Origin of the sequence: Dapis purpurea BLCC-M126 (genome assembly GCF_050015975.1) — a bacterium.
GTDB lineage: Bacteria > Cyanobacteriota > Cyanobacteriia > Cyanobacteriales > Microcoleaceae > Trichodesmium.
The window spans coordinates 17,366-37,906 of sequence record NZ_JBNHER010000327.1 but is presented as its reverse complement, the minus strand read 5'-3'; the positions used below and the strand labels follow the sequence as shown (position 1 = coordinate 37,906).

Below are 20,541 nucleotides of genomic sequence, written 5' to 3'. Positions count from 1 at the left end.
GAACACCCTTTCCAGGAAAGAAACACTCGTCCCAGTCTTATTCAGAATGACTATAACGAATAATTGGGCGTTGCTGAACTAAGGGATGAATTTTTGCAGAAAAGGTAAATCCCATTTTTGGTATAGTAGTTTAACTTAAAAATGAGACGTTTTTTCCTCTAAAAGTCCCTCAGAGCAAGGAAGCTTTGTCTAACTTTCAAGTGAAATGACTATATTTCCTATTTCTATAAAAAAAATACCAGAAGGCAAATATGCAGCTCCCACACTCCCCAGACTAATTCATCCCACAAATATGCAACGCCAATAATTGACATAGATGGGTAATAGAAAACTGAAAAATCATCCATTACCCATTAAAAAACTCTTAAAGACTAGACATAACTTCTTTTGCAGCAGCCAAAGTCCGGTCAATATCCTCTTCAGTATGCGCTAAAGAAGTAAACCCTGCCTCAAATTGAGAAGGAGCCAAATAAATTCCACGCTCCAACATTCCTCGGTGGAACTTACTAAACTTGCTCAAATCAGACTTTTTCGCATCTTCATAATTGTGAACAGGTCCTTGGTGGAAAAAGATACCAAACATTGCACTAATATTCCCACCACAAACAGGAAGACCAAATTCTTTTCCAATAGCCAATAATCCATCAGCAAGTTTCTTAGTAATCTTGTTTAATTGTTCATAAGTACCTGGTTTATGTATCAATTCCAGAGTCTTAATACCAGCAGTCATAGCCAAGGGATTACCAGAAAGAGTACCAGCTTGATACATCGGACCTGCTGGAGCCACCATTTCCATAATATCTTTACGACCACCATAAGCTCCCACTGGCAAACCACCACCAATAATTTTCCCTAAAGTTGTCAAATCTGGAGTAACGTTAAATTTTTCCTGAGCGCCACCATAAGCAATACGGAATCCAGTCATCACTTCATCAAAAACGAGCAAAGCACCATTATCCTCGGTAATCATCCGTAACCCTTCCAAGAAACCTGCATCTGGAGTAATAAATCCAGAATTCCCGACCACAGGTTCGAGGATAACACCAGAAATTTGGTCTGGGTTGTCGGCAAATAGTTGCTTAACTGCCTCTAAATCGTTGTAAGGAGCAGTTAAGGTATTGCTAGTCACAGACTTAGGCACTCCTGGAGAGTCTGGGAGACCGAGAGTTGCCACACCAGAACCAGCTTTAACAAGAAACATATCAGCGTGGCCATGATAACAACCTTCAAATTTAATTACTTTATCTCTACCTGTAAAAGCTCGCATCAGACGCAGTACAGCCATACAAGCTTCTGTACCAGAATTAACAAAGCGAACCATTTCAATGCTCGGTACAGCATCAATAACCATTTCAGCCAAAGTATTTTCTAAAGCACAGGGAGCACCAAAACTTGTACCTTTTTCCAAAACTTCTTTCAGAGCATTTAATACTTCTGGGTGAGCATGACCACAGATAGCAGGTCCCCAAGTGCCAACATAATCAATATATTGGTTGCCATCAACGTCCCAAATGTAAGCTCCCTTAACTCTGTCAAATACAATTGGTTGGCCACCAACAGATTTGAATGCTCTGACTGGAGAACTCACTCCTCCTGGCATGAGTTTTTGAGCTGCTGCAAAAATTTCTTCGGATTTAGTGGTATTTAGTGTAGTAACTACCAATTTTACTCTCCTTAATTTGTCTTTATTTCAATCCCGATCAGGGGATTTCATGTTATACCAAATTAATATAAACCTATATCTATATTTGGCTAATTGTATCATTGGAGTGGGTGTATATTTACAGTAAATTTTGGAGAATTATGAAGCTATCTTTTGACAATTTATTTATTTTATGATAGAAACCAAAAACAAATTAAAATTTAAGATTAAACATTCAGAAAATACTTGAAAGATATCCTAAACTCCGAAATATACAAACAAATTTTTTGGGGCACATAATGTCTACCTCCCAACCAGTAAGTTTAAGTCAATTGATTCCAGTGGAGCAAGTTCGTTACAATGAACAGGGACTTGTACCCGCTATTATTCAAGATTATTTAGATGGTACAGTGTTGATGATGGCCTGGATGAACCAGGAATCATTACAAAAAACTTTGGAAACCGGGCAAACTTGTTTTTGGAGTCGTTCTCGGCAAGAGTTTTGGCATAAGGGTGCGACTTCTGGTCATTTTCAAAATATTAAGTGGATCCGCTACGACTGCGATAGCGATACTTTATTAGTGGGAGTTGAGCAGGTGGGAGATATTGCCTGTCATAAAGGGGAAAGGAGTTGTTTTCATCTTGTGGATAGGAAGGTTGTGAAGCCACCTGCAGATATGTTGTCTCAACTTTTTGATGTGATTAGCGATCGCCGCGATCATCCAGAGGAAGGTTCTTATACTTGTAAGTTATTTGCTGGAGGAGATAATAAAATTCTTAAGAAAATTGGGGAAGAGTCAGCAGAGGTGGTAATGGCTTGTAAAGATGATGAGAAAGAGGCGATCGCTGCGGAAGCGGCAGATTTATTTTACCATACTTTAGTTGCTCTAGCACATCATAATGTTGAGTTGCGAGATGTGTATCGCAAGTTGGATGAACGCAGACCACAAAATAAATACTATAAATAGGTAACTTAGTAATAGTAACAGTTCATTTCAGCTATCAGTTATAAGCGAATCATCAGGATTGAAATACTGAAATTGATTTTTTTCTATCCAAGGCGAGGCTTAAGACATTATTTTTTTGCCAAAATTTTAGACTAGTTTAGAAAGTTAAGCAGCCAAAAATCTAATCTTCTGTTTTTAACTCCCCCGGCGGGAAGTCCTGCGCTCTCCCGTAGGGGAGCGTCGGGAGTATGTCAAATTGAAGTCTAGTATTATCTATTAATTTCTGCAAAACAAAATCAGGAACTAAAAAGGTACAAAATCAATTTGTGGGAACTTGGCGACTGGTGTACTTTAAACTCAAAAAAAAAGTAATTCACCATCTTAAAGCCTCTTTATTTTCTAACTGTATTGGTACAGACTAAAAACGTTTATTTTGATATAGGAGCTTTGTACTGAAATAATACTAACTTAATATTAAATATAGCATCAATAACCTTCTGTCCAAAGATAATGACAAACAGACGATCGCTTTGCAAGTGACAGATTTGTTCGATCTGACTTTAGTTGTTTTCAGCCAAAATTTATAATGGGTTGTCATACAAATTTGCTTTCAATATGTCACAAATAGTTTTAAAGTCTCAAATGTGAAATATATGATTAATCCTTCCCTATATCAAGTTAACACCCGAGTTTGGCTAAACCAAATATCCGAAAAATTAGGTCATCACGCTACCTTAGATGATATTCCTGATGACGAACTAGATAAAATAGCGAATATAGGATTTGATTGGGTATACTTTTTAGGAGTTTGGCAAACAGGAATAATGGGGCGAGATATTTCTCGTGCAAATCCTGATTGGCAAAAAGAAGCTATAGAGGTTTTTGGTGACAATTTCCAAGAAGATTATATTTGTGGGTCTTGTTTTGCCGTAACTGGTTATCACATCCATGAAAACCTCGGTGATAATGAAGCCATGCTGCGACTGCGCGATCGCCTACATCAACGGGGGCTAAAACTGATGCTGGATTTTGTCCCCAACCATACTGCACCAGACCATCCTTGGGTACAAACAAATCCTGACTTTTATATTCAGGGAAGCCAAGCCGATATCGAACGAGAACCCCAGAATTATATACAAGTAGAATTACCAGCAGGTAACCAAATATTTGCTCATGGAAGAGACCTCTATTTTCCAGGTTGGCCTGATACTTTGCAACTTAACTACAGCAACCCGAAATTACAAGAGGCGATGTTAGCAGAGTTATTCAATGTTGCTCATTTGTGCGATGGCGTTCGCTGCGATATGGCAATGCTAATATTACCAGCTATTTTTGAGAAGACTTGGGGTATTCCAGTGCAACCCTTTTGGTCTAATGCCATCTCCCAAGTTAAACAGCAACATCCAGATTTTACCTTTATGGCAGAAGTATATTGGAATTTGGAATGGGAACTGCAACAGTTAGGATTTGATTATACTTATGACAAACTTTTATATGATCGCCTCCGGGAACAGCAGTCAATTCCAGTTAGACTGCATCTTTATGCTGCTGTTGATTTTCAAAGTAAGTTAGCACGGTTTATAGAAAATCATGATGAACCTAGGGCGAATGCAACTTTTCGAGCAAGAGTTCATCAAGCTGCTGCCATTTTAACTTATTTTACTCCTGGTTTACGTTTTTTCCATCAAGGCCAGTTACAAGGTTGGTCTCAGAAAATTTCGATGCACTTATGTCACGCTCCTCAAGAAGCTACTGTTCCCAACCTAGAGAGATTTTACCATCAATTATTAGATTGTTTAGCTTTAGATATTGTCCGTGAGGGAAATTGGCAGTTACTAGAATGTGTAGCTGCATGGGAAGGAAATTTCACATGGAATAATTTTATTTGTTTTGTCTGGAAAGGAAAAGATGATCGACTTTTGTTAATAACGGTTAATTATGCTCCTCAACAAAGTCAATGTTATGTTTTACTTCCTTTTGAGAGTCTCAGAGGTGAAAGGTATCGACTACAGGATTTAATGAGTGATATTAGTTACGATCGCTTGGGAGATAAGTTGATTTCACGAGGTCTGTATTTGGATGTACCTGCATGGAGTTATCATGTTTTTGATATTAGTTAGTGACAGTTCAGTTTATTAACTAGCTCAGAACTTGAACAGAAACAAGGTTTCTCGACGAAAGTTAGTGAAACAACCAATAATTATAGCCAGAAACTTGGTTTCTTTATACTGTTAGGCAGACTAAAAAATATTTAATTATAACATGGAAACAAGGTTTTCCAGGCAATAATTTATTGACTTTACATAATCTTCACCAAATTGATAGTTAATATAAATTTTCTGTAAATATACTGAGATTTTAACCTGAATTTAACCAAAAAACTGAGTAGATTTGTTTAGATTGACTAAGTAGTTTAAGTAGTTACCCGAAACTTGAGCATTAGGTCAGAAATCCCAACTTGAATTTTGTGTGTGAGATTACATACAAATCAAAAGATATACCTTAGTTAGCTATTAAAAATTACGCAAAGAAAAAAATAGGAGAAAATTTTTGCATGGCTACACTTTTTATTGAAAATTTTGAGACTGATGGTAATGGAACGAGGTATAACACCTCAATCCCAGAATTCAGTGATGGATCTGGTGATTTTTTCACTCGCACCGATGGTAGTAATATTGGCAGTTTTTACCAAGTTTCAAATCCTGAAGGTAGCTTCTATTTTGCTGCTCAAGACATTGATGGAGAAGGTGCTGCATCCGAGCAAACATTAACTTTCTCAGGAATTGATATTGCAGGTTTTACCAATCTCAACTTTAGCACCCTGTTAGCTGAAGATGATGATGGTACTAATCAGGATTGGGATATATCTGATTTCGTTTTATTTGAGTATCAGATTGATGGTGGTGGTTTTACGAATTTACTAGGGATTGAAAGTATTCCTGATGGTGATGCTTTCAACGCTGTTCCTGCACAAGATACTGATTTCGATGGAAATGGTGACGGAACAGAGGTAACAGACACCTTTGCATCCTTCTCAAGTGCCATTGCTGGAACAGGTTCCACCCTAGACATTCGCATCACTTTCGACCTCAACGCTGGTGACGAGGATATCGCATTAGATAATATTGAGATTACAGGTGATAGCGGGAGCAGTGGAACAACAACCGCTTTAATTAGTGAATTCAAACCGAATCCCATAGGTACCGATCCTGCTCAGACAACCTTTGAACTCAGTGGTACACCAGGAGATGCTTTTGATGGTGTGATTGTTAGTATTGAAAGCGATCCTGGCAGTGCAAATCCAGGAGACATCAATAATTTTGCGTCGGTTTCAGGAACTTTCGATGCTAGTGGTTTGTTAACTGTCAATATTCCTGATTTAGAAAACCCTTCATTTACAGTAGCGCTTTTGTCTGACTTTACAGGAAGTTTCTCTACAGACATTGATACAAACGATGATGGACTACCAGATGACCTCTCAACTTTTGGTACAGTATTTGATGCGATAGGTGTACCTGATACTATAGGGGATGAAGCATTCTTATATGGAACAGACCTCGGTGGAATAGACTTTACTTATACAGGTGATGAACCCAGACTTATCTTCCGGGATGCTAGTGTAGGAGACCTTTATGCTATTAACGATCCAGACAACGGTCAAGTTTTTGATATTAATGGGATTGATGTAACTCCAGGGATTTTTGATACTGACCCCACCATTGGTACTGATACCTTTGGAACTATCAATCCTAGTGTTGGTAGTAGCGCCTCCAACCCAGTCATCAATGAAGTATACGTTAGCCATGATGGAACAGACAACACTGAATTTATCGAAATATTTGGCACGCCTGGTACATCATTGGATAGCTTAAGTATTATTGGTGTCGAAGGAGATAGTGGCTCTCCAATTGGTACAATTGACGCTCAATTTGACTTTGATTCAACCCATATTATCGGCGACAACGGCTTTTTCTTGGTAGGAAACCCCACAGGTTTAGCAAATAACTATGCAGTTGCTCCAAATGCTGAGATTAATAATAACTTCCTAGAAAATAGTAGTTCGACCTTTGCTTTAGTTGAAACCAGCAGTATTTCTGGTACTTCTGTTACAGGCAGCGAAGTTGTGATCGATACTGTTGCTCTTACAGATGGTGACGCAGGGGATACCTTCTTCTTTGATGCACCTGTTATCGGTCCCGATGGTCCATTTTTCCCTGCTGGTGCCCGTCGAGTCACCGATGGAGTCGATACAGATACAGCTAGTGACTTTGTAATTAGTGACTTCTTCCTGGGTGCCGATAATACTCCTACTGCTGGAACTTTTGATAATGGTGGCGGTGGCGGAGGAACCGGATCTTCAGCCTTTATCCACGAAATTCAAGGTAGTGGTGCATCTAGTCCACTAGAAGGTCAAACAGTAACTATTGAAGCAGTTGTTGTGGGAGACTACCAGGATGGTGCTAGCGGAACAAATGGAGATTTGAATGGTTTCTTTCTTCAAGAAGAAGACGCTGATGCAGATACCGATCCTTTAACTTCTGAGGGTATATTCATTTTCGATGGTGACTCTCCTGCTGTAGACGTCAATATTGGAGACGTTGTTGAGGTTACAGGAACAGTAGATGAATTTTTTGGTTTAACTCAACTAACTGATGTCTCTGTTTCCATTCAAGGAACAGATACTTTGCCAACTCCTGCTACTGTCAACTTCCCTGTTACCACTGTTGAGGATCTAGAAGCTTTTGAGGGAATGGGAATCACAATTCCTGATACCTTATTTGTCACTGAATATTTCAACTTAGACCGCTTTGGTGAAGTTGTGCTATCTTCTGATGGAGCAAGTAATGAACCAGGAACAGATGGTCGCCTGGAACAATTTACTGACTTCAATGCTCCTGATGCTGCAGATTTTGCTGCTTATCAAGAAGCGATCGCTACCAGACGCATTGTTCTGGATGATGGTCAAACAGTTCAGAACCCTCAGACAATTATTCATGGTCGTGGTGGCAACCCTCTGAGTGCTACCAATACTCTCCGGGGTGGTGATACTGTTGATAATCTATCCGGTGTTCTCAGCTTTGGCTTTGGTGACTACCGAATTCAACCTGTTGAACCCATAGATTTCCAAGCAACTAACCCTCGTCCAGAAACACCTGAAGACGTTGGTGGAGATTTGAAAGTTGCTGCCTTAAACGTTCTCAATTTCTTCACTACTCTAGACGAGACTGGTAATCCTGGTAGTGGGCCTAATGGTCTTTCCCCTCGTGGTGCGGATAACCAAGCTGAGTTTGACCGCCAAGTTGAGAAATTGGTGACAACTCTAGAAATCATGGATGCAGATATTGTTGGTCTGGTTGAGTTAGAGAACGAATTTGGTGCAGATCAAAATGGTGACGGTCAGTTTGCCATTGAGACTTTGGTTGACGAACTTAACAACCGAGTAGGTGCAGGTACTTATGCTTATGTTGATCCAGGCGTTCCTTTTGTGGATACAAGCGATGCCATTTCCGTCGGCGCAATTTACAAAACTGACAGCGTTCAAGTTGCTCCTGGAACAACAGTAGAAATTCTCACAGATTCCGATCTGTCTGATCTTGGTTTAAGTGGCACAGTATTTGATGGTCCGAGTACGAACCGCGCTCCCATGGCTGTCACTTTTGAAGAACTAGGTACAGGAGAACGTTTTACCGTATCTGTTAACCACTTCAAGTCTAAAGGTGGTACAGGTTCTGGAGATGATGCAGATATCGGTGACGGTCAGGGTAACTTCAATGGTACTCGTTTACGAGGTTCTGAAGCTCTAAATGCTTGGTTAAATACTGACCCGACTGGTAGTGGAGATAGTGACTTTCTAATTGTAGGTGACTTAAATGCTTACGCTGAGGAAGACCCAATTACATTCTTGGAAGCAGAGGGTTACACTGACATCGCTCAAGAGTTTGTCGGTAATAGCGCTTACTCCTTCACATTTGATGGGCAGTTAGGAACCCTCGACTATGCTTTAGCTAATTCTAGTTTGATAAATCAAGTAACAGGAGCTACAGAGTGGCACGTTAATGCTGACGAACCTGATGCTCTTGATTACAACCTTGACTTCGGACGCGATCCAAGTCTGTTCAACGGTCAAGATCCATTCCGTAATTCTGACCACGACCCCATAATAGTTGGTTTGAATTTGGAAAGAAAGAATGAACTACCCAATGCTGCTGATGATGAGGTTAGCACTGATGAAGACACCTCCATCACCGGAAATGTCCTCACTAACGATACTGACCCCGAAGGTGACGACTTAACTGTTACTGAAGTTAATGGTCAAACTGCGGATGTGGGAACTGAAATCATCCTAGCTTCTGGTGCATTATTAACCGTTCAAGCTGATGGTTCCTATGATTACGACCCCAACGGTCAGTTTGAATCCCTCAATGATGGGAATACAGACACCGATAGCTTCACTTACACCATTGACGATGGCAATGGTGGTACGGATACAGCCACTGTTACTGTCACTATTGATGGGGTTGATGAAGCTCCCGAACTTCCTCCCAATATCCTAGAATCTGATTACAGGATTTTTAGTCACAATATCAATACTACAGAGTACACTGTTGACCTGGATAACTCCCAACCTGTTTACAAGATTGACGATACTGCCACCAATGGGTCTGTGAACGAGTTCCTAACTGAAGCAGTATTGGAACTTGGGGGAACAGTTGTCAGAAATGGTACAATCAACGTGAGTTCCCTGGAACATTTTGGAGGTAACCATAATCCATCCATCACAGAAAATGAGGCTATTGATGAAGTAACAATCAAGATTGCTGGTTCTGGAGTAGGGGGTCAGTTCAAAGCTGACTTCGACAACGATGGTGATGCCAATGCTTTTCAGACATTCGCACGGGATCTCCTGGGTAAAGACCCAAGAAAAACTGAAATCTTCGAGTTCAATGGCGGTACCAATGGTGGGAATAACAGGATCAGAATATTCACCAATGACGAGATTATTGGCTTGAACCCAGAACTATCAGATGGTTTACGCACTGCTGATAGCCTTGATTTTACCTGGTCTGGTAGTGATACATCAGGAACACAGAAGCGCAATAACTTTGATGATTTCATCGGAGAAATGGGGGATATATTTGGTGGAGACCAGTTGACGAATGCTGATATCCATGTGATTCCTACTCTAAATGAAGCCGAACTTACAGAAACTGAGGTGGAAATTAGCAATGGTATCGGTGGTTCCGAAACCTGGAACTTTGGCAACGAGCAGGAAGCACAAAACTTCCTAACTTTCTTTAACAGTACAGTTGAGGCTTTTGCTGTTTAGTCCGTAGAGATGGGGAGATGGGGAGACGGTGAAGGGCGGGGCTATTTTTATACTTTTTTCGCTATTCTATTGCTCGAACTCCTGACTCCTGACTCCTGACTCCTGACTCCTAACAATGAATTTAGTGGTCTACCCAAATGAAAAGCGCTGTAAACAACCTCTAAGTTATTTCGCTCAATTACTGCATCTTAAATGTTCTTTTAGACATCAGTATTATCACTTTTGGCATTGCTAGTAAAGTTTTATACTGCTGTTTTCAGTTTATTAGCTTTGGGTGCTGTAGGTGGCAGTCGTGTTTTGAGGAAGATAAAGTAAACAACATTTTGCAATAAATATCTGAGATAAAAGAACTGAGGGATGTTCTATGGAGCATCCCTATAATATTTTGAGAAGTAGATTTTGGAGATAATTCTATGTGCCTCCTCTAGGGGGAGCTACCCCAACGGATAAGCGCGTTGTAATAAAATTTTTGTTTGTAGTTTTGCTCTAGCTCATAAAAAACTTATGAAAAACTAGAAATAAACTCCGCAATTTTTACCGAATTATTAATTATTAATTATTTTATTAAATAATTCTGGTTTAAAGCCTCCCCTTGGATAGGGGAAAAAGCGGTCGAGGGATGGCGAGGTTTCCTCGCCATATCCAATCGACCAAGAGAAAAGAAATAATATCTTCTGATATTCAATCCTCTCGGTTTTAACCAGAGGTAATTATCCATTATCCATTATCCATTAATGAACTATGGCCTATTCCCTATTCCCAAAAAGCAACAAGATTTTGGACATGAATAAAATAGGATTGCTATATATCTACTTGATCGGGTAGGAAACTACTGTATTTGACAAAAAAATTATGAGTAGGAAGAAAAAAAGAAAGCAATATTTATCCCTTCCTACTTTATTCCAACTTAAAGAATATTAAAATTGATTTGAAGTAATTATTACCCTAGGTTCAGCAAGATATAAATCAGTTCGATAAACTAAATAAACTAAACCTTTTTTATCCACCCATTTTTGATATAATGTTTTCAAATTTTTTGTAATCTCTTCCCTTTCATAACCCTTATTTGGCACAGATGAGGAACTCATTATTCTACCAATTAATCCGGATAAATTTAATTCTTGCCGATGAGCAAATATTGAATGTCTAAAATTAACAAAATGTGGACTTTCTTCCAAAGATGTAATTGAAACATTACGCTTATTTTTAGCGAATGGATTAAGTTTGGCTATCTGCTTCATTAAATTACTATTTTCTTGAGTAAATCCATCTTGTTTATTCCAGTTATTCCGTACAATAGCTAACCTACCAGATGGTTTTAAAATTCTGTGAAATTCTTGTAGGGTGGGTTCCAAGTTAAACCAATGAAAAGCATGAAAACAAGTTATTAGATCGACAGATTCATTGGGCAGATTAGTAGCTTCTGCAGTTGCCTCCTGAAATTTGATTAAAGGATTAGGTGCAGCAGCATTTATCATTTCAATATTTGGCTCAATAGCGATTACATTGATTCCCTGTTCAGCTAACATTCTAGAGCCAATCCCTGTACCTGCTCCAATATCTGCTGCTACTAATTCAGAAGGATTTTCAAATCCATTTATTATAGCAGTAATAGCTTCTTTTGGATAGTTGGGTCTATATTTGGCATAATCTGTTGCTCGGTCAGAAAACCGATTTAGTGGGTTCATGTTATCTTAACAGCTCTCAATTGATATTATTTTCATCCACAACTTTAACTCAATTCTCAAATCATGGCATTCTGGAAAGAGAAAGTAAGGATTCAGCGGTCAGCTATCAGCTTTAAAGGAGGAAAATGTAATTTAGAGATTTTCAAGAATTAGTTAAAATGTAGTATAAGATAAGCGAATGCTTACTTAGATTTAAACCAGGCTCTTAAGGACAGGATCTTATAAAAAGCTGAGAGCTAATAGCTAATAGCTGAATGCTTGGGAAAGTTATATAGTATTTATAAAATAGATAAGGTACACAAGTTTTAGATTTTAGGGAATAGAAAACAGAGACAAGGGAAAAAATACTGTATCTCATTAATGAACTGTTATCTAATTAACAGAGATTAAGAAAATATTTAATATTGAAAATTTAGTCTAGATTTTGATAATTTAAAAAGATTAATTCTATTTACCAAACTAATAGTGAATAGTTATAGATATTTGTAAATATTACTTAAAAATGAACGACGATCCCCGTGAATCTTTAATCTATGCAGCGACACACTTTTATCAAAAAGGCTGGATGGTAGGTACTGCTGGAAATCTTTCTGCTCGCCTACCAGATAATAGTTTTTGGATTACTGCTAGTGGCCGCCCGAAGGGTAAATTAACTAAACAAGATTTTGTTCGAGTAGATATAAATGGTCAAGTATTAGAAAAGCCAAATCCTAGCTTTCGGCCTTCGGCTGAAACAAGTATTCATCAAACTATTTATCAATATTTTCCAGAAGCGAAAGCTTGTTATCATGTACATTCTATAGAGGCAAATTTAGTCTCGAATTTGACTGAGGGAAATGGTTTGGTATTACCATCACTAGAAATGTTGAAAGGTTTAGGAATTTGGGAAGAAAATCCTTGGGTAGAAATACCTTTATTTGTGAATCATTTAGAAGTAAAAAAAATTGCCGATGAAATAAGCGCTCGGTTCCTAGAATCTCCTCCAAAAATTCCTGCTCTACTAATTCATAATCACGGTGTAACAGTTTGGGCAAACTCTCCTGAATCTGCTTATCATTATATTGAATTAGTAGAATATATTTTTCGTTATATGACGGCTGCTAGACAAGTTAGTTTTTGAATGATAAAAATATGATCTTGAAGAATAAGTTAGCAGAAATAATTCAGAATTGAGAATGGTTTTGGGAAAATTTACTTGCTGTCGCTACTTTTTATTGGTTTTCTTGAATTTTTCCTACCTAAATAAGGATTTAAGAGACGAAATTTATAATTCAGAATGGTTGGAGAAAATTTACTTGCTATAGCTCTTGTTGTGTGAATTTTTCCTACCTAAGTATTGTAAATTGGTAAATAGTCAAATTAGTAAAACTATGAAAAAACAACTGGCCAGTCTATCAAAAACATTAATAACCCTGATATTAGGAATTATCCTGATGCTTGGTTTACCAATGCAAAAATCATTAGCAGTTTCCCCAAAAGAATTACAACAACTACAACAAGTATTTGATATTCAACTACAACGATCTTATACACGGGGAGTTAAAGATGCTGCTCATGCTAGGGAAAATGAAATAGACAATATCTTATGGTCAATTACTCCAGATAATCCCGATCTAATATGGCGACAAGTAGATGGAAAAGCCGAGGTATTGATGGTAACTTGGACTTCCTGGAATGGCTATGATAACAACGTAGGCGAAAAAATGCAGTTAAGTCGAGAAGTCTGGACTACTCCTGCTCCCCAGGTACAAACCTTTGGATCTCAACTTAACCTCAATGAAGATAATTTAACTCTCAGACTAGAACAATATCTAGGCTTACCTCCTCACAGTGGTAAAACTAAATTTGTACAGATGTGGGTTGAACCTAAAGATTTATTCCGTCCTTGCCCAGATCCAGAGATTAGTGATACTAGCTGCGACTTGGAATTTCCTGCTAATGTTGAACCCCCACATGAGGAATGGGTAAATGACAAGATACTTACTTCTTATGGTGAAAATGGTTATCCCTGGACAAGATTAGGTTATACCTATGATTGGGGAAATATTGCTACAGAAATTGGAGGCAGTGAATTTGTGGTTCGCTCTGGTGCAGAGGTTGAGATTGATTCAGTTATTAATACTGTGGAATATGTTCAACAAAATTTGGCTTTAAGCTAAATCTAACACCTGCCCTAGTTTTGTAAAAATTCTGAATGAGCATCTTCGGCTGAGAAGTAATGCGACATAATATATCAGGAGTTAGGCATTAGGTAGGAAAAACTAGTATGTGAGATTGCTATCTGTTCCGGACTGCTCTGCAAACCCTGTCGGTTGCAATGACAAAAATACCTTGTACTGCGTAAGTCCTATATAGAAATCATTTGGGGTCTATTGAAAATATAGATAGTGTGATGGGGTGATGGGGTGTATTGGAATATTTTTCCATCTTTTCGCATTCATTTTCTATCTCCACAAACCACTTCGTGCCTCAAAAATATTGATACCAAATGGGTTCTATAGAATCCATTTGGTATCTATGAACGGGAGTCTGGGGAGGTGGGGAGAGTTGGAGTATTTTTCCCCTATTCTATTTCGAGCTACTCCTGAATTCTCAGGCACTCATACCCCGTGCCAAGATAAGCTTAGGGATTCTATAACATCCTCCTAATTTTCAACTTCTCAATTCTCAACTCCCAATTCTGAATTCTGAATTCTCACTCACCCATACTGCGTAACAAGATATGCTTAGGGCTTCTATACATCAATTCTTTCTCCCACTCCCTCCATAGCTACTCCCTACTCTCTCTTTTCTGGAGATACGCTTAGGGCTTCTATATATTGTAGTGCGGTGACACAGCAAAATTTTTAGGGTGCGTTAGAGATCTAAAATTTATACTCTCAAAAGGATTTAATAATCCGTCGTAATATCAAATCCGGTTAATTGCACATAGAATCTGATTATATGATATATGTTTATGATTCTATAATTATTAAATATTCAATCTCCCTAAATTCAAATCCTGGAAGTGGTTAGGGGTGTGTTCCCGTCTCCCCATCCCCCCATCTCCCCATCTCGTCCAAATATATAATCAGTATTCAAGCGGATTTGATATAACGCAACATTGCATAAGTTTCAGTCGGCCAGTAACAATACACAGTAGTGGTGTACAAGTGCGATATTCTTAAAAAATTTAAGTGGGCAAGCAAATACTATTCCTCTAAAACCCTCCAATTAGATATATTTTCTGTTGCCAGATGAGCTGTTCCCTGTTGCATTCCTCCATAATAAATCACTACATATACAGGACATTCACTACACAAAGACTATTGCTTCAACGCTACTAAACAGCCATAATTATATTGACAATTATCAGGATTTCCCAAAATGGCAGCAATTAATGGCGTAATGATGCAATATTTCCACTGGTATATTGACCCCAATCTTATCCTGTGGAATGAAGTAAAAAGTAAGGCCAAAGAATTAGCAGATGCAGGCTTTACTGCTATGTGGTTACCACCAGCTTACAAAGGTATCGGGGGAACTTATGATGTGGGATATGGGGTTTACGATATGTATGACTTGGGGGAATTTGACCAAAAAGGTACGGTTAGAACAAAATATGGCGATCGCCAACAATATCTAGATGCCATCCAAGCTCTACACAATGTTGGTATTGATGTCTATGCTGATGGAGTTCTGAATCACCGCATGGGTGCTGATGGAACAGAAATTGTTAAAGCAACTCCTTTTTCTAAGGATAACCGCATTCATCCCAAGGGTGGAATGCGTGAAGTTAAAGGTTATACTCATTTTCCGTTTCCTGGTCGGCAAAAAAAGTATTCTGACTTTGAGTGGCATTGGTGGCATTTTGATGCGGTGGATTATGATGACTATAGCAAGGAACAAAATACAATATATCTATTTGAAGGGAAAAGCTTTGATGATTATGTGGCGTTGGAGAAAGGAAATTTTGCTTACCTAATGGGAGCTGACGTTGACTTCCAGAGTAAAGAAGTTCGAGATGAAGTAATACGTTGGGGTAAGTGGTATATAGAAACGACAGGAGTGGATGGTTTCCGTCTAGATGCCATCAAACATATTTCATCTTGGTTTTTTCCTCTGTGGATAGATGTATTAGAACATCATTTTCAGAAAGATTTATTTATGGTGGGGGAATATTGGTACAATGATATTGGTACGTTGCACTGGTATATTAATTCGGTTGGTGGCAGAATGTCTGTGTTTGATGTTCCTCTACATTACAATTTTTACTATGCAAGTAAGGCGGGCGGACATTATGATATGCGCCATATTCTCAATGGTACTTTGATGCAGGAACGTCCAGTCAATGCTGTTACTTTTGTGGAAAACCATGACTCCCAACCTTTACAAGCATTGGAAGCTCCTGTTGAACCTTGGTTTAAGCCTTTAGCTTATGCCATTATTTTGTTGCGTAGTGAAGGATATCCTTGTGTTTTTTATGCTGACTACTATGGTGCAGAGTATGAAGATTATGGGAAAGATGGCAACCGTTACAATATTTTCTTACCATCTCACCGTTGGATAATTGATAAGTTACTTTTTGCCCGGAAATATTATGCTTATGGGGCACAATATGATTATTTCGATCATTACAATACTGTAGGTTGGACTCGTTTGGGTACTGAAGAACATCCAAAAGCAATGGCTGTAATTATGAGCGATAGCTATCCTGGTTACAAGTGGATGGAAGTAGGTAAGCCTAATGCTAAGTTTTATGACCTTACTGAACATATTAAGGAACCTATTTATACAAATGAGTGGGGTTGGGCAGAGTTTCGTTGTAATGGTGGGTCAGTTTCTGTTTGGTTGGAAGAATAAAGGTAGGAGGTAGGTTTAACTAGCTATTAGCTTTCAGCATTTAGCTAGCCTCCTACGGAGGAACTACGTTAACAGCTAAAAATCCAAGGGTTTAAGTCCCCCACAAGAGTTTTAAAAATTAGTGTTGCGTGTTAATGGGGGATTAAAACCCCCATTATACACCGTGAAAAGCTGATTACTGTTAGCGTTAGCGAAGCTCCTCTGCAAGAGGCAGCTCCTCTGAAAGAGGCTTGCTGACTGCTGACTGCTCCTTCAATAGTTTATATTAGACTATTGGTATAAAAAAGTAGAGAAACCGGGTTTATTAAATACCCTAAAACAGTAACATCTACCTTCCATAAACCCGGTTTTTTATAATACTCGGAAGCAAGTTAATTTGATATAATTAGAGAGTCGGAATATAAAATCTAGTTATATCAAATCCGGTTAATTGCACATAGAATCTGGTCATAGGATATGTGTTGATAATTTTTTCAATTACTTTAATAGATATCTCGCTAAATTCCCCACCGGAGAGTGGTTAGGGGTTGGTCTCCATCTCCCCATCTCCCCATCTCCCCAACCATATAATAAGTATTCAACCGGATTTGATATTATGGGTAAAATGGGGTAAATATTTTTTGCTTGTTCCCTATCTTCTGACCCATCTTCACTACTCCCTAAAACTATGAAAGTAATAAAAAAAATTACCCTCCATTATCAAGACGATCGCTCAGATAAAATTTATGAAATCGAACTATTTGAAGTGAAGGAAAATCAGCATTATATGGTCAATTTTAACTATGGTCGTCGTGGTTCACAATTAAGACATGGTATTAAAACAGATGGCTATGTTCCCTTTGCCAAAGCTGAAAAAGTTTTCAATCAAGTAGTACAAGAAAAAATTAAAGGTGGTTATCGCGACGTTACTAGAATTTCCCTAAATTCTCTGCCTAAAAAAACAGAATTTCCTAACCAGAATCACCTGCGCAAACAAGCAATTCTCCAACATTTAGCTAGAGAAAAAACCGGTCGTCCTTTGGAAAGAATTATTTGGCGGGCAGGAGAATTAAAAATAGCTGAAGCTACTCCGATGTTGATTAATTTTATTGGCACTGGTACGGATTTAAGAGATTATTGTATTGCTTGGTCGTTGGGTTGGTGTGGTGGAAAGGATGCTCTTGCTGCTTTAATTAGAATGTATGAAAATCCGGCAACTTCAGAGTTTGTTAGTCGGATAGTTTTTGAGGCGATTTTGAAATTATCTGAACCAGAAGTTCGCGCCGAATTGCAGACAGAAATGATTGAGTTTTTATCCCCAGAATTAAGAGAGTTTGCCCGTCATGGAACGGCAGAAAAATTTGAGGAAGTATTTAAGCAACGTCTGGGGGAAGGTAAAAGTTTTTCAGACATAGAAAGACTATATCAAATAGATAATGAATATGTGCGACCTGCTCTTTTAAATTTTATCCGCACTGCTCCATTTCAAGAAAACTTTTTTCAGCCAATTCGTCATATTTTTAAAATGGCTGAATATCGTCGAGACCCAGAAGTTTTTGGCATTCTTACTTATAGATTTGACAAAGAAAATACAACTGGTTGGGAAGTTTATACTAAAAAAACTCGTAATTATTTACGCAAGCGAATTTGGCGAACTTTAGAGAAACTTGGCACAGACAATGATATTGAATATATTAATTTAGCAGTAGGTATTTTACTGCAATATTCTGATACTGATGCTATCTATTATTCTGAACTAGAAAAGAAGTTTGTTCATTTTTTAATCTTATCTCATATTCTCTACACAAATCATTCTCGTTATTATTTATCTTCTAATCGCTTAAATTGGTGGTTTGGCGGATATTTTGGACGAAGTAATAAAGAGATTAAACAACGGGGAGAAGCTTTTCCCGAATTATGGGAACAACACCCAGAAATATTAGTGAAATTATTATTAGAAAGCAACTGTCACGCTGTACATAATTTTGCCGTGAGAGTCTTGGAAAGTTGCCACAGCTTTTATCCAAAACTCAATATCAAAACTCTCATAGAATTTATCAAAAAACCTTATGAAGTTACAGTTAGGTTTGGATTTGAATTAGCTATAGAAAGATATAAAAAAATAGATCCAGATCTAGACTTAGTTTTAGCATCAGCAAATAGTATTTTGCCTAAAGCACATACAGCAGCTTATCGCTGGATAAATAAACAACCAAATAGATTTTTAAACGCTAATTTTCTCACAGGCTTAATCACCAGTCAGGAACCAGAAACTCGTGACTTTGCTCAAACATTTCTCAGTTCACATAGTCTGAAAGAAGGTACTGCTAAAGTATTAATTGGTAAAGTTATTGCTGAGTTATTAACTTTCAAACAAGAAACTTACTGGATAGAGCGAGTCGCTCAAGATATTGCGGATATATTGTTGAGTTGTTTGAGCTATCAATTAAAACAATTAGGTATGGGAGTTATTATAGATTTACTCCAACATCCATTGGTAGAAATTCAAGAGTTAGGAGCAAATATTCTGGAAAACCATGAAACTCCTGCTGCGGAATTACCTACTAATTTAATTGAGTCTTTGATTGAATCTCCCTATCCAAAAATTCGGGAAATTGGTATTAGAATCTTTGGGCAGTTACCAGAGGATATTTTGATAATTTCTCGGCGAGATTTGATTATTGCTATGGCGGTTAATTCTGAGGAGGATATTCGGAGTTTAATTGAACCTATTATTCAAGATTTGACAAAGAAATATTCCGATTTTGCTAGTCAGTTAGCAGGGGAATTTATCGAGATTTTGGTAATCCCAGAAAAGTCAGAGGGAGTTCATGATTATTTAGCAGGTTTATTGAGGAATGATATTCCGGGATGGCAAGAGAATATTACCTTGGAAAAAACCAAGCTGTTATTAAGAGCTAAATCCGACCTTGCTCAAGAATTAGCAGGTTTAATATTAAAAGCAAATTATCGGCAATGGGCAGGAGATTTTGCCACAATTGAAATTGTTAAGTTGGCAAATTATCAATTAGTGTCAGTTAGACAAGCTGCATGGCAAATTTTTTCAGAAAATATTCCTCGTTTTCGGAGTAATTCTCAGGAGATGTTAGCCGCAGTTAGATTGTTAGAATCTGATTGGGAAGATTCTCGCAATTTTGCTTGGGAAATATTTCAAACATCTTTTGATGAAACTGATTGGTCGCCGGAAATAATGGTGAGTATTTGTGATAGTGTGCGGGATGAGGTAAGGGTGTTTGGGCGTGAGTTGGTGAGTCGTTATTTTGAGGATAATTATGGTCAAGATTATTTGTTGAAGTTTAGCGAACATCCTTCAGGAGATATGCAGGTTTTTGCTACGAATTTTTTGTCAGATTATGCAGCAGATAATCTGGAAAGATTACGAGATTTGCAGCCTTATTTTATTAGTGTTTTGTGTCAGGTAAATAAAGGTAGAGTGGCAAAGCAGCGAGTATTTACTTTTTTAGAGCAGGAGGCAGAAAAAAGTGAGGAAGCGGCGCGAGTTGTGGCTGATATTTTGACTAGGCAATCTGTGACTATTGCTATTGGGGATAAGGCAAAGGCAATCGAAATTATGTTGAAAATTCATAATAGTTACCCAGAGATTTCTTTGCCTATTTCTGTTAAGTCTGTTTCTAGGAAAGTTAAAAGCTCACAGGGATTATGGCACGGATGCAGGGATTGATTGTCAGTTCACTATTGGACTGAAGCACACGCAAGATGTGGATGGATAGGGAAATTTTCTAACTATTGCGTATAGAGCAATAATAAAATCATTTTCTGAAGCACTACGCCAGAGGTGATGGGTAGTGGAATTTTTCTAACTATTGCGTATGGAGCAATAATAAAATCATTTCCTAAAGCACTCCGCCAGAGGTGATGGAGTGGGAAAATTTCCGACTATTGCGTATAGAGCAATAATAAAATCATTTCCTGAAGCACACGCCAGATGTGGATGAGTAGTGAAAATTTTCCTGCTATTGCTGATAGAGCAATAAAATCATTTTCTCAAGCGCACGCCGGATGTGGATGAGTAATGGAATTTTTCTGACTATTGCTGATAGAGCAATAATAAAATCATTTTCTCAAGCGCACGCC

At 38.1% G+C, this 20,541-nt stretch carries 9 protein-coding genes; 7 read left to right on the top strand and 2 right to left on the bottom strand.

Translation table 11 applies throughout. The annotated features are described in order from the left end of the window. Positions 1–364: 364 nt before the first annotated feature. Positions 365–1,663, bottom strand: coding sequence for a glutamate-1-semialdehyde 2,1-aminomutase (gene hemL, locus ACP6PL_RS29985; protein ID WP_426549024.1), 1,299 nt, complete (start codon positions 1,661–1,663; stop codon positions 365–367). A 278-nt stretch (positions 1,664–1,941) separates the two neighbouring features. Between hemL and hisIE the strand changes: the two genes are divergently transcribed. The 3 genes from hisIE (at position 1,942) to ACP6PL_RS29970 (ending at position 9,916) form a co-directional block, all read left to right on the top strand. Continuing rightward, positions 1,942–2,610 carry a bifunctional phosphoribosyl-AMP cyclohydrolase/phosphoribosyl-ATP diphosphatase HisIE gene (gene hisIE, locus ACP6PL_RS29980; RefSeq protein ID WP_426549023.1) on the top strand — a complete coding sequence of 223 codons (669 nt, stop codon included), beginning with the start codon at positions 1,942–1,944 and terminating at the stop codon, positions 2,608–2,610. Positions 2,611–3,242: 632 nt separating this feature from the next. Continuing rightward, entirely contained in the window at positions 3,243–4,709 is a 1,467-nt protein-coding gene (locus ACP6PL_RS29975) for an alpha-amylase family glycosyl hydrolase (protein ID WP_426549022.1), read from the top strand. A 434-nt stretch (positions 4,710–5,143) separates the two neighbouring features. Then, a complete protein-coding gene (locus ACP6PL_RS29970; protein ID WP_426549021.1) occupies positions 5,144–9,916 on the top strand; it encodes an ExeM/NucH family extracellular endonuclease in 4,773 nt (1,590 codons plus the stop codon). 917 nt (positions 9,917–10,833) lie between these two features. On the opposite strand, the gene ACP6PL_RS29965 is transcribed toward ACP6PL_RS29970, so the two are convergent. After that, on the bottom strand, positions 10,834–11,604 hold the full coding sequence (locus tag ACP6PL_RS29965) for a class I SAM-dependent methyltransferase (RefSeq protein WP_426549020.1): 771 nt from the start codon (positions 11,602–11,604) through the stop codon (positions 10,834–10,836). Positions 11,605–12,106: 502 nt separating this feature from the next. Between ACP6PL_RS29965 and mtnB the strand changes: the two genes are divergently transcribed. The 4 genes from mtnB to ACP6PL_RS29945 all read left to right on the top strand — a co-directional run bounded on the left by mtnB (position 12,107) and on the right by ACP6PL_RS29945 (position 20,128). Continuing rightward, complete coding sequence (gene mtnB, locus ACP6PL_RS29960) at positions 12,107–12,724, top strand: methylthioribulose 1-phosphate dehydratase (RefSeq protein ID WP_426549019.1); 618 nt, start codon at positions 12,107–12,109, stop codon at positions 12,722–12,724. Positions 12,725–12,974: 250 nt separating this feature from the next. After that, a complete protein-coding gene (locus ACP6PL_RS29955; RefSeq protein WP_426549018.1) occupies positions 12,975–13,763 on the top strand; it encodes a hypothetical protein in 789 nt (262 codons plus the stop codon). Between the two features lie 1,207 nt (positions 13,764–14,970). Then, on the top strand, positions 14,971–16,446 hold the full coding sequence (locus tag ACP6PL_RS29950; protein ID WP_426549017.1) for an alpha-amylase: 1,476 nt from the start codon (positions 14,971–14,973) through the stop codon (positions 16,444–16,446). Between the two features lie 667 nt (positions 16,447–17,113). Continuing rightward, on the top strand, positions 17,114–20,128 hold the full coding sequence (locus tag ACP6PL_RS29945; protein ID WP_426549016.1) for a WGR domain-containing protein: 3,015 nt from the start codon (positions 17,114–17,116) through the stop codon (positions 20,126–20,128). Positions 20,129–20,541 lie beyond the last annotated feature (413 nt).

What these genes read in the sequence shown, in the direction of transcription:
- mtnB (WP_426549019.1), top strand. Translation starts at nt 12,107, where the DNA reads ATGAACGACGATCCCCGTGAATCTTTAATCTATGCAGCGACACACTTT.
- ACP6PL_RS29975 (WP_426549022.1), top strand. Translation starts at nt 3,243, where the DNA reads ATGATTAATCCTTCCCTATATCAAGTTAACACCCGAGTTTGGCTAAAC.
- ACP6PL_RS29970 (WP_426549021.1), top strand. Translation starts at nt 5,144, where the DNA reads ATGGCTACACTTTTTATTGAAAATTTTGAGACTGATGGTAATGGAACG.
- ACP6PL_RS29965 (WP_426549020.1), bottom strand. Translation starts at nt 11,604, where the DNA reads ATGAACCCACTAAATCGGTTTTCTGACCGAGCAACAGATTATGCCAAA.
- ACP6PL_RS29945 (WP_426549016.1), top strand. Translation starts at nt 17,114, where the DNA reads ATGAAAGTAATAAAAAAAATTACCCTCCATTATCAAGACGATCGCTCA.
- ACP6PL_RS29950 (WP_426549017.1), top strand. Translation starts at nt 14,971, where the DNA reads ATGGCAGCAATTAATGGCGTAATGATGCAATATTTCCACTGGTATATT.
- ACP6PL_RS29955 (WP_426549018.1), top strand. Translation starts at nt 12,975, where the DNA reads ATGAAAAAACAACTGGCCAGTCTATCAAAAACATTAATAACCCTGATA.
- hisIE (WP_426549023.1), top strand. Translation starts at nt 1,942, where the DNA reads ATGTCTACCTCCCAACCAGTAAGTTTAAGTCAATTGATTCCAGTGGAG.